Origin of the sequence: Bartonella sp. CL266QHHD (genome assembly GCF_042195355.1) — a bacterium.
Taxonomy (GTDB): domain Bacteria; phylum Pseudomonadota; class Alphaproteobacteria; order Rhizobiales; family Rhizobiaceae; genus Bartonella.
In genome coordinates, this window is record NZ_JBHIOD010000058.1 from 123324 (window position 1) to 135804 (window position 12481).

General features: G+C 37.4%; 7 protein-coding genes. 5 read left to right on the forward strand and 2 right to left on the reverse strand.

What is annotated here, in order from left to right:
* Positions 1-355 precede the first annotated feature (355 nt).
* Entirely contained in the window at positions 356-1609 is a 1254-nt protein-coding gene (locus ACFIK7_RS08240) for a CCA tRNA nucleotidyltransferase (protein WP_375663211.1), read from the reverse strand.
* A gap of 245 nt (positions 1610-1854) precedes the next feature.
* On the opposite strand from ACFIK7_RS08240, the gene ACFIK7_RS08245 reads away from it, so the two are divergent.
* The 5 genes from ACFIK7_RS08245 (at position 1855) to ACFIK7_RS08265 (ending at position 10163) form a co-directional block, all read left to right on the forward strand.
* Positions 1855-2886, forward strand: coding sequence for a MoxR family ATPase (locus tag ACFIK7_RS08245; protein WP_273791244.1), 1032 nt, complete (start codon positions 1855-1857; stop codon positions 2884-2886).
* The gene (locus tag ACFIK7_RS08250) at positions 2887-3798 is read left to right on the forward strand and encodes a DUF58 domain-containing protein (protein WP_375663212.1); all 912 of its coding nucleotides are present in this window, start codon (positions 2887-2889) and stop codon (positions 3796-3798) included.
* Positions 3795-6593, forward strand: a complete 2799-nt coding sequence (locus tag ACFIK7_RS08255; RefSeq protein ID WP_375663213.1) for a DUF4159 domain-containing protein — start codon at positions 3795-3797, stop codon at positions 6591-6593. The genes ACFIK7_RS08250 and ACFIK7_RS08255 overlap by 4 nt, the downstream gene beginning before the upstream one ends.
* Complete coding sequence (locus ACFIK7_RS08260; protein ID WP_375663214.1) at positions 6590-8686, forward strand: glutamine amidotransferase; 2097 nt, start codon at positions 6590-6592, stop codon at positions 8684-8686. Before ACFIK7_RS08255 ends, ACFIK7_RS08260 begins: the two co-directional genes overlap by 4 nt.
* Before the next feature lie 592 nt (positions 8687-9278).
* Positions 9279-10163, forward strand: a complete 885-nt coding sequence (locus tag ACFIK7_RS08265; protein WP_375654399.1) for a metallophosphoesterase family protein — start codon at positions 9279-9281, stop codon at positions 10161-10163.
* A gap of 1449 nt (positions 10164-11612) precedes the next feature.
* On the opposite strand, the gene ACFIK7_RS08270 is transcribed toward ACFIK7_RS08265, so the two are convergent.
* Positions 11613-12437 (reverse strand): outer membrane protein, encoded by an 825-nt coding sequence (locus ACFIK7_RS08270; protein WP_375654400.1) that lies wholly within the window; start codon positions 12435-12437, stop codon positions 11613-11615.
* Positions 12438-12481: the final 44 nt, after the last annotated feature.

Genomic DNA, 12481 nt, shown 5'->3' on the forward strand with positions numbered 1-12481 from the left:
TCCATTTCATATCACCACCTATAAATGATTAAATACTCCTCCTAGTAAAAATCCATTAGATATCCCCCTCTTCATGCTCATACAAAGTGCAAACCGCTATCACTATTCTCTTTATTCGTTCTCATTTTCGAGAATCCTTATCTTTGAGATGGTTCATAAGAGACATTTTTCCTCTCTGTAATCATTTTTCCTCACTTGTGACATCTAAGGCAAATAATTTTGATTGATCTAATATGAACAGGTTTGAAATAACCTTACAATATTTGGAGCTCTTATTTCACATGAAAAATTACTATTATAAATTAATATGTTGACTTAAAAAATATAAACAACAGTGGGTTTGTAAACAGATATATTATAAATCAATTTTTTCTAATAGTGCATGACGATCCATTAAAAATCCGCTTTCAACCCATATCATTTCTAACTCTTTAAGCTTTTTTCCTAAAAGTACACCTTTAGCAAAACCTTTCTTTATTAAATCGTTACCATTAATGGGAAAAGTTGGAATCTGCCATTTTTTGGCAAGCTGATGAAGCTTGACATAACCCTCTGCTTTTTGCAAAGCATCACTTTTTTCCAGATGATCAAGATGTGATGCAGCGACAGACAACGATAATTGATCTAAAACTGGCTGTCGTCCATGAAAATAAATCAGTTTTTGCACAAAATGATCAGAACAGTTTTGGTTTATTATTTCTAACTCTGCCCATTCTTTTAATCGCGTTCTTTCTTTATGGGAAAAATGCAAGCGCTGTGCCATTTCATGAAGACGTATGGGGTCAGGAGGAAGAAGGCTTTCTAGCCGTAATAATGGATCAACTTTCCAACCAAGAGTCTGTTCTGTCTTCACCAATGCGTGAATTGCATCAATGCCCCATCGTTCTGTTTCAGGAAAAATGAGTGCCAAAACTCTGCTTTGTCGCATCCATAAAAGAGCACGCGTTGGATCAAACGCCGCAAGAAGCTTTTTCATTTCTGCCCAAATACGTTCAGAAGAAAGTTTTTTTAAACCGTGTTTTAAACGAACACATGCCTTCAATCCTTGCACATCAGGTCGCCCTGCTCCATACCACGCAAAAAAGCGAAAAAACCGTAAAATACGCAAATAATCTTCGCAAATACGATCTTCTGCAACCCCAATAAAACGAACTGTTCGGCTAGCAATATCACTCAAACCTCCCACATCATCATAAAGGTTTCCAGCAGCATCACAATAAAGTGCATTTATCGTAAAATCCCGCCGTTCAGCATCTTTTTTCCAATCACGACCAAATGCCACTTTTGCATGACGACCATCTGTTTCAATATCGCAGCGAAGCGTTGTAACCTCATAAGAACATGAATGAGCAATTACTGTTATTGTACCAAAAGCAATCCCTGTAGGAATAGCTTTAAATCCTGCTTCTTCTACACGTGCAATAACCTGTTGCGGCAAACAGGTTGTTGCAATATCAATATCACTAATAGGCTGCCCTAGCAGTTGATTGCGCACTGCTCCCCCTACAATACGCGCCTCTTCCCCCTCCTCAGACAAAACACGAAGAAGTGTTTGAATATCACTTTGTTGTAACCACGCAACCTGTTTGAAGTTCTGTCTTATATTCACCCTTTAACCTTTCAAAAAAGTTGTCTTCACTGCTTTAAAGAACTCTCTTCATAAAACAAAATTTTTAAGACATCCCTTATAAAACACGTCTATTCTTCCAAAGAAACTTTTCTCTTCTATACGAATATGAAAAAAAACGGCATATGATACTTCATTTCTTCTCATTTTCTGTTACAAACAATAAGATATCCATTATCATGCAGAGAAAATTACCATTTTTGCGACAAACGCCTTAAGGAAGAAATATGAGTCAACATGATCCATCATCCAATTCTATAAAAAAGGTCAATATCAATCATGAGGCTCAAGTCATTATTGATGATATTGATACGACACACAAAGAATTGGATATTTTACAACAAGAAATTGACAAAGTTATTTTTGGGCAAAATCAGGTAATCGAATATGCTTTAATCGCTATTTTTGCTGGTGGTCACGCCCTTCTTGTCGGTGCTCCAGGACTTGCAAAAACACGTCTTGTTGAAACATTGGGAACAGTCTTAGGGCTTGATGAAAAACGCATCCAATTCACTCCTGACTTAATGCCATCGGATATTATTGGTTCTGAAATTATGGATTCCGATAAAGACGGTAAACGTTCTTTTCGATACATTCAAGGTCCTATTTTTACGCAACTTCTCATGGCCGATGAAATCAATCGTGCTTCCCCACGGACACAGTCAGCCCTTTTACAAGCTATGCAAGAATATCATGTTACTGTTGCAGGTACCCGTTATGATTTGCCACAACCTTTTCATGTTCTTGCAACGCAAAACCCTCTCGAACAAGAAGGGACATATCCACTTCCTGAAGCACAACTGGATCGCTTTTTGATGCAAATCGATATTGACTATCCTGACCTCACAACAGAGCGACGGATTATTTTAGAAACAACAAAAGAAAAAAAAACAAATGCAAAACCAATTTTATCCGGCAAAAAATTGCAAAAAATTCAAAATATCGTTCGCAAAATGCCTCTTTCAGAAAATGTGATTGAAGCTATTTTAAAAATTGTCCGCTCATCTCGCCCTCATAAAGACAATAGCCTTGCTAATACTTATGTTTCTTGGGGACCTGGTCCACGGGCATCACAAGCCCTTTCACTTTGTGTTCGCGCCCGTGCTCTTTATTATGGACGCTTAGCCCCTTCACTTGATGATGTTGAAGCATTAGCCTATCCCGTATTACAACACCGCATGGCTCTTAATTTTTCTGCCCGTGCTGAAGATATAACCGTAAAAGATATTATCAATAACCTTGTGAAAGATGCTCTTTGAATGGCATTTGGCAAAAAAGTTTTACAAAAGCCTCCATTGTCGCTGGCAAATGAACTGCATAAGGATACTGGCAAAATGCCATATTTCCTTTTGCAAGCGCGTCATATCGCTAATACACTGATAACCGGATGGCACAGACAACGTAAAAGCGGTAATGGGGAAAACTTTTGGCAATTTCGTCCCTATATGGAAGGAGAATCCATTACCCGCATTGATTGGCGTCGCTCAGCGCGTGATGAAAATACGTATCTGCGCGAAAACGAATGGCAAATGACACAAACCGTTTGGCTTTGTCCTGATCAGAGCGCATCAATGCATTACTGTTCGCGCTTTTCTAAAATCTCTAAAGGTAATCATGCCATTATTCTTACCCTTACCTTGGCATCCCTTCTTGCACGCAGTGGCGAACATATTGCTATTCCCAATTTAATGTCCCCCACAATGACATCCAATGTCGTAGAACGAATAGCCTTTGCTTTAGAAAATCATTCAGATGAAAATTCATTTCCGGATTTTTCAATGATTACACGCTTTTCACATGTCGTTATAATGAGTGATTTTCTCGACTATCCTGAAAAAATCATCCAACATTTAACCGTTTTAACTACAAAACAGGTGACAGCTCATTTAATTGAAATTTCTGATCCCGCAGAAGAAAGCTTTCCCTACACAGGTCACACAGAATTTTTGGATCCTGAAACGAAAGAGAAACATGTTTCCACTAAAGCAGAAGATCTTCGTAAGAGCTATTGTAAACTATATCACGCAAGGCGACAAGAATTGGTAAATTTTTGCGCACGCCAAGGATGGTCTTATCACGTTAGTACAACGGATCAACCTTTAACAGAGACCATTTTTCATCTTGCAAATACAATGAGCGACTCTCCATTGCAAAAAAGGAGGGCACTTTGAGTTTTGCTGCTCCCTTTCTGTTACTAGGGCTTTTGTTCCTACCGGTCATTTGGTGGCTGTTACGGATAACTCCTCCATCTCCGCGCAAAGAGCTTTTTCCCCCTTTTCGCTTCTTACCCAAACCAACTCATCAACAAGAAACAGCAAAACATACACCTTGGTGGTTGCTCTTGTTGCGTTTAACCATAGCGGCACTTGTTATCATAGCTCTAGCACGCCCCACTTGGAATCAAAAACCAATCAGCTTTTCTGGGTCTCAACCCCTTGCACTCATTATTGATAATGGTTGGGCTTCTGTAAAAGAATGGAAAAAGCGCATCTCTATCACTGAAATGCTTCTTGCACAGGCAGAAAAACAGCAAAAAAATATTTATCTTGTTGCAACGGCTGAAAATGATATCTCCAATATAGAGCCCCAACCAGCCAAGGTTATAAAACAGCATTTAATGCATTTGCAACCGCGTCCTTGGCCTGTCAACCGTGTGCATGCCTTCAAAAAACTCAGCGAAAGAACCAAAGGAAAACCTCTTGATATTGCTTATTTAAGTGATGGATTACGAACAAATGAAGATGAGCAAGCTTTTGCTCATCTTGAAGAATTAAAACCTAGAAACTTCTTGTGGTATTTGACTGATATTTCCGATTTAACCGGCATAACATCCATAGAAAATAACAATGGAAACATGGGCGCGCGTATTATCCGCTCAACAACACACAGCAACACTCCCGCTATACTCAGCCTCTACGATTCAAATAATCAACTTCTCGGTCAATTTACGAACATTTTCTCTGAAGGAGAAACAACAGCACTTGTTCCTTTTAATGTACCACTTGAACTACGCAATGATATCGCTTGGATAAAAATAAACAATCAAAACCATGCTGCTGCAACCTTCTTGGTAGACAGCCATAACAGGATAAGCCGTGTTGCTCTTCTCTCACCAGATACCAATGAAATGGCACAGCCTTTACTTGCTCCATTTTATTACATTATCAAAGCCTTACAAGGTCATACACAGCTTATAACAGCCGGTGGAAGAGAACTTTCAACGGATATTGATCATTTGCTTAAACAAAATCCATCTGTTTTGATTATGGGTGACATTGTTAACATACCCCCAAAAGCAGAAAAAAAACTTTCTGATTTTGTGAATAAAGGGGGAACACTCATCCGCTTTGCAGGAGAAAAACTCAGTAGTGCAGAACATTACGATAACCTCCTTCCGATACCACTACGCCCAGGTCAACGTTCCCTTGGAAGTATTATGTCTTGGACAAAACCACAAAAGCTTGCCCCTTTTGCAAAAAATAGCTTTTTCTTTGATCTTCCTTTTCCAAAAGATGTCACTGTCTCGCGCCAAATCCTCGCAGAACCAACCCCAGATCTTTTTGAAAAAACGTGGCTTAGCCTTTCGGATGGAACTCCTCTTATTACCGCAGCAAAACGTGGTAAAGGAACCCTCATTCTTATTCATGTTGCTCCTGACCCAACATGGTCTAATCTTCCTCTTTCTGGCTTTTTTGCACAAATGCTGCAAAAATTAATCACATTAGGTTCTAACGAAAACACAAACCTAACACACAGAGAAAAAAGAACCGTGGTACAAAGCCCTTGGCGAACTATAGCCGTTGACGGACAATTACAAGTACCACCCTCTGATGTTGTTCCTTTGATCTTTGACTCTCAAAATCCACCCCATCCTTCCTACCATACTCCCCCAGGACTTTATGGTGTCAAAAACAATTTTTATGCACTCAATCTCTTAACTCATTCGTCGCACTTGATGAAACAATCATCATTGCCAACTTCTCTTAATAAAAGCCCTTTATCTTACGATACAAAAGAAAAAAATCTTATTGGTCCACTTTTAGGATTAGCCATCTTATTATTCGCCTTTGACAATTTTCTCATTTTATGGATGGGAGATATTTTTTCTTTCATGAAACGGCGTAATATGTTTCTCCTCCCCTTTATAAGTCTTATTGCCTTGTTTTCATATGATCCAACTCTTCATGCACAAACGAAAGAAAACCATCATGATAGTGTACAAGCTGCCGGCGCAACACATCTTGCCTATGTTATAACCAATAATCATGAAATTGATACAACGAGTAAAAGTGGTCTAGAAGCGTTAAGTCAATTTATCGCAGAGCGCACAATGCTTACCCTCGGCTCTGTTACAGCACTTGATCTCGATAAAGATGAACTCTCTTTTTATCCTCTTATTTACTGGCCAATTGATGTTAAAAGTCCTATACCAACCCCCAAAAGCCTTGAAAAAATAAATAACTTTATGAAACATGGGGGAACAATTTTATTTGACACGCGCGATCAGATAAAGAGCAATCTTAATCTTGAAGGAGATGCCACTCCAGAAACGCAAAGATTACGAGATATCTTAAAAGAGTTAAATATTCCATCCATTGAGCCAGCATCAACAGATCATGTTGTTGCACGTTCTTTTTATATTATGCCAGATTTTCCTGGTCTCTACCGTGGTTCACCTTTATGGATTGAATCCTCCTCAACAAACAAAAAAAATAAAAATTCTCTTGCCAGCGGCGATAATGTAAGTTCTCTTCTCATTACTGCCAATAACTTTGCCGGTGCTTGGGCACTCGATGAAAAAGGGACATGGAAATATCCCCTTGTTCCCAATGATCCCATGCAACGTCTATGGGCATTTCGTGCAGGTTTAAATATTGTCCTTTATGTTCTTACAGGAAACTATAAAGCGGATCAAGTTCATGTTCCAGCACTCTTGGAACGCTTTAAAAGAGAAAGAAGGCAATGATATCATTTTTCACTTTTCAGCCTTTTTTACCACTCATTTGGATTCTGTTCTTAAGTGGAATATCGATTCTTTTTGTCGTTGTTGGTCTTGTTACGCAACGGCAAGGTTCTTTATTTCGTCTGATGGCATTAAGCGCCCTCATCCTTGCTTTGCTCAATCCAATGATCATAAAAGAACAGCGCGAACCACTGAAAAGCACAGTGGGAATTGTTATTGACCGCAGCAAAAGCCAAACATTTGGAACACGTACAAACGACAGTGATGAAGCGCGCGCGCAATTAACTCAAGCATTGGCGCATTATCCACAATTTGAACCACGCTTTATTGAAGCTGGAAAACTTGCTGATAATCAGTATGCGCCCTCAACGAATTTGTTTGAGGCTTTAACACAAGCAGTATCTGATGTACCGCTCTCTCGTTATGCAGGAACCATTTTTATCACCGATGGACAAGTGCATGACATTCCTGACCTATCAGACCTTCATCATGAAGCCCCTCTCAATGCCCTGATTACAGGGCACTCAGATGAATTTGATCGCCAAATTAAGTTTATCTCTCCTCCACGATTTGCCCTTGTCAACAAACCACAAACGCTCTCCATTTTGGTAGAAGATAAAGGCCCCACCAAAAAAACAATACCACAGAAAGCAAATATTACATTAAGCGTCAATGGACAAGACATTGGCCATTATTCTGTGACTCCTGGCGTGATTTTTCAAACTGAAATTACCCTTCCTCATGCTGAAAAAAATATTATCCAAGTTATAACCGATCCACACAAAGGTGAACTAAGCTTTGAAAACAACCGCGCCATAACAATTATTGAAGGAATCAGAGAAAATTTACGCGTTCTTCTTATTTCAGGTGCTCCTTATAATGGAGAACGGACATGGCGAGACCTTTTGAAAGGTGACTCCAATATTGATCTTGTTCACTTTACTATTTTGCGTCCTCCCACCAAAGCAGATAATACGCCCTCAAGCCAATTATCCTTAGTGGTCTTTCCCACAAGAAAACTCTTTGTTGAAGAAATTAATAACTTTGATCTCATCATCCTTGATGGCTACCAGCACTCTACTGTTCTCCCCTTAATCTATTATGATTATATCGCCCAATATGTACAAAAGGGGGGGGCATTGTTGATGGTAACAGGACCTGAATTTGCCCAAAAAAACTCACTTGCGAAAACACCTTTAATAAGCATTTTACCGGCATTACCTAATGGAACTATTATTGAAAAACCTTTTCGCCCCACATTAACCAAAGAAGGTGAGCGCCATCCTGTCACAAGAGGTCTTACAACACTTAACCTTCCAGCTTCTCAATGGGGGCAATGGTTGAGACAAATTGCTATTCAAAACATAAATAACGGAATCGCCCTCATGAAAGGAGCCGATGAGCAACCACTTTTACTTCTCTCTCATGTTGATAAAGGACGTGTAGGCATGTTGCTTTCTGATGAAAGTTGGCTTTGGGCTCGAGGTTTCGAAGGCGGCGGTCCTTATGCTGCTCTTTATCGACGAATTGCTCATTGGCTCATGAAAGAACCAGAACTTGAAGAAGAAAAATTAAGTGCGACCAGCAGCCATCATCATTTAACAATTCGCCGCCAAACTCTAAAAGACCATCCAGAACCCGCTGAAATAATCTTTCCCTCTGGAAAAAAAGAAAATATTACTCTGACCAAAGAGCAAGAAGGCCTTTTTACTGCAACTGTGACCACTGATGAGACAGGAATTTTTACCATTAAAAATGGCGATTTAACAATACTTTCTTCTGTAGGGATGCTCGATAATCTTGAGTTGTTTGACTTGACTTCAACACAAGAAAAACTAGCCCCCATTATTAAGCACACAGGCGGCTACATCGGACGTTTACACCCTGAGGGAAAAGAAAACATTCATCTTCCTCCATTCAAACTGATTCAATCAAAAACAAGTCCGTCCTCTTCCCCAGCACATTCAATTGTTCTGAAAGAAGCAACAGAAACCCGTTTAATCAATACCTTTTATTTTTCGATATTTTCTGGTTTTTTTGCATTGCTTGCTTGCCTTTTACTGTTGAGCAGCATGTGGTATTATGAAGGACGTTAAAAGGTTTGAGATTTCGTATAATAGTTTTAAAATTCAGCTTATCTTTTTACGTATTTACTTGTCTTTTATAATTAGATAACGTATTGATTTATAACTAAAAATACAGTATAATTCTCCTTATTTCAAATATCCTCATATTAAAAAAATAAAAAACATTCTCTTGCGTATTATTAGAAGAGATGCAGTATGGATAGAAACCATCGAAGAAAAGAATGAAATACCTCTTATGAATCCTCTTAAAGCAAGGATTTTCATAAAATTGGAGGAAAATAGTATGATGTTTTTTATTTGCACCTTGTATAAGCGTAGAGATGGTAGTGTACAGTAAGCCCTATATACTTCACAGAAGCTTTCTATTATAGCATCGAATACCGGTCGTGAAATTAGCTCAAACGCATTGAGAAATGTTTTTTTTACAAATATGTGAATGTACAACACAATGATATTCTATTGGGGATATTCTATTTGGAACATTCCGCTTGAGGCGTTCTTTTTTGCAAGCTAATTTTTATTTTACAATCTTTCTTGCCTTTAAGCACTAACTTATCTTATGTTTATTCTTTAAATCGTTTTTAATACTCTACGAGCTTTTATGTTTTATCTTGCCCATATATCGGATGTACATCTTTCACCTCTCCCGCAACCTTCCCTCTTCGAACTTTCTGGGAAACGTCTTACCGGTTATCTGAATTGGCAAAAAAAACGTAAGAGTCAGATGGCAACAGATGTCCTAGAAACTTTAATAGATGCCTTGAACAAAACAAAACCTGATCACCTTGTGATCTCTGGTGATCTTGTAAATCTTGCTCTCGATAAGGAATTTGAACAAGCACGTCGTTGGCTACTTAACTTAGGACAACCTCAAGATATTTCTTTGACATTTGGAAATCACGATGCCTATGTCCGCGGCGCTTTCCAAAAAGCATGCACTCTCTTTAAACCTTGGATCACAGGTGACATCCCTCAAAAAAATGCCTTTCCTTATATGCGCATTCGCAAAGATGTTGCCATCATAGCAGCTTCTTCAGCCATTGCGACACTGCCTTTTCAAGCTTCTGGTTATTTTGGTAAAATGCAAGCGCAAACTTTACCGCTCTTTTTAAAAGAAGCAGCACAGCGCAACCTTTTTCGTGTCGTCATGATTCACCATCCCCCTTTTCCCAATGCAACGTCTTGGCATAAAAAACTACGGGATATAAAACGTTTTCTAAACGTTATCAAATATCACGGTTGTGAGCTTATTCTTCACGGACATACTCATTTACCCACATTGAATTACATTGAAGGACCAATTAAAAAAATTCCTATTGTTGGTGTTCCTTCCGCATCACAAGCTTTTGGTGATAAAAAACCACCCGCAGGCTTTAATTTATTTTCCATTGAACGCTTACAAAATCAATGGCATTGCCAATTACAACGTTATAGCATTATCAACCCCAAAAACGAGATTGCATGTACTGAAACAATTAATCTTTAAACACCTTCATAGTTGCCAAAACAACCAAAAACGAAAATATTTTTATTTCATATCCCTTTGGAAATCATAATTCTTATTTCCCTTTTTCTCCTTAAAAGACAAAGTTTCACCTTCTCTGTTAATAGATCAATTTTTCTCAGAGAATTCCATCTGCTGCCCCACTTATGTAACGAGCTTTTTACAAGCTTATTGGTTTTCTTCCTTCCCGCCCTAAAGGACGAAAATTCTACCCCATCTGATTTATAAATAATCCGGATTCTTGTCGCACGGGTTCCAGCTGCTAATTGCGCATGTGATTTACTTCACAAAGCTCTACACATAAACCCTGCTTTAAATTTCATCATACACTCCTCCAAAAGCATCTAATGCGTAAAATCCTTATAATATTACAATGATGATATTTTATAGAATAATAGAGAAGCTCATTCAGCTTCTATACCTGAAAATAGATGACTAAAAAAGCCAAATAATAACTAAAGTATATAATTTAAATAACCCAACCTACTTGTGATTTATAAACAAATAATGTTGATTGATTTATCGTAAATAGATTTGAAATAATCCCTTACTATTTTACTCGATATTTATTATCGTACATTTAAAAAAATATAAAAAATAATAGATTATATTTCGATAACAGATATAGGTAATAATGTTTTTTATGTCTCGATAAATTCCTAATTTGCTATCTATTTTTTCCTATAAATAAATTTATAATACTCTTTATAATTATTTTATTATTATAAATTATTATTTATAATATCACATAAAATATCTAATAATAAAAATTATAATATGAATTTTTATTATTATTGAGTTATATTGCGGATGTAATTTTACATGCTTTAGAATTTTTTTGCGATCTTTTTGTTATTAAATAAAATATTTTACGATAACGCAAAACAGAAAAGTCGATTGTATCAGAGGTCTTTCAAATAAAACAAAACGCCATTAAGTTGCCAATTCATGTGTTGGTTTAAAAAAGCATCTTTTACAGCACCCAAACTCATTTCCCGACGGCACCTATGAATGATGTAATGATAAGTCCATTTAGCATCACCATCTTTACGTTTATGGAAAAGCAAGCTAGCATCAAACCTCACACTTTGCCAATCCCCTATGTAGCGACAGCTTTTGGCACTTAAGATGATTCATAAGAGGCATTTTTATTCTTTCTTTAATGTTGTTTATCTCACTGCTCTCCCTCCTTTTGACGTACAAAAGACGCGGTTTTGATTGGTCAACATGGTATAGGTTTAAAATGAGAAAATCTTATGATCCTTGGATCTCTCACTCAACATGACAAAAAGTAAATTATATTTATAAATCAACGTATTGTTCGAATAAAATAGTAGCTCTTTTGAGTGAAGAATATTTTCCAGCGCATATCTGAAAAATAAAAGCCTCATTCGAAAATGAGACTTTTGAATTGTTTAATTCTGCAAAAAATTAAAATTTATAAGCTACACCCACGCGGAAATCATTTGTTTTGTAGCCCATTTCAAATTTATCCTGTATGAACTTTTTTTTGCCAAAATCTGAATAACGATATTCTGCACGCACAATAACATTATCAGTCATTGCAAAATCAATACCACCTCCAAAGGTGTAACCAATCATGGTCTTTTTTTCATCATGCAACCAATCAGAAAAATCAACTTCTCCATTTTTGCTATCAGTAACTAACCCAAAAATATTCTGAAGCTGCGTATAAGCAACCCCTCCGGAAATATAAGGCATCATACGCTCAATCGCAAAACCAACTCTCACCCGTGTAGCACCAGCCCATTTTTGTTTTAAGGTATGACGTACAGCTTTAATACGCCTTGTTGAATCATTCTCATGCAAATCTCTTGTTAGACTTTTTTCTTCTGTAGGTTGTGGTTTTTCTTCAGTTGGACTTTTTTCCGGTAGATCGACATCTTTAGAATCCTTTTTACCAGACCACATAATATCCGTATCAATACCTATAATAAAACTATTATCGATATCAATATTGGAACCTGCATAAACTCCCCCTATAAAACCAGAAAGTTTAGGTAAATTCTCCTTTCCAATTGGATTCCATATCCTTGTCTCATCTTTTAAATAACTTGCAGTTGTTTTACCTGAAAAGTTACCAATCTGTCCTCCAAGATAAAATCCTGTCCAAGAAAAAGCAGGCGCTGCAATAACAGGAACAGGCTGTTCAGGAATAGCGATATCCGACGCCTGTACTACAGAAATTGAAATTAAAGAAAATATAGATGTTGAGGCTAAATACTTTGTAATCATAATTGCTCCCCTAAAAGCTAATGTGATACATAAATAATAATAAA

Coding starts and splice junctions, on each gene's coding strand:
- ACFIK7_RS08245 (WP_273791244.1), top strand. CDS start 1,855: ATGAGTCAACATGATCCATCATCCAATTCTATAAAAAAGGTCAATATC.
- ACFIK7_RS08250 (WP_375663212.1), top strand. CDS start 2,887: ATGGCATTTGGCAAAAAAGTTTTACAAAAGCCTCCATTGTCGCTGGCA.
- ACFIK7_RS08260 (WP_375663214.1), top strand. CDS start 6,590: ATGATATCATTTTTCACTTTTCAGCCTTTTTTACCACTCATTTGGATT.
- ACFIK7_RS08265 (WP_375654399.1), top strand. CDS start 9,279: ATGTTTTATCTTGCCCATATATCGGATGTACATCTTTCACCTCTCCCG.
- ACFIK7_RS08270 (WP_375654400.1), bottom strand. CDS start 12,437: ATGATTACAAAGTATTTAGCCTCAACATCTATATTTTCTTTAATTTCA.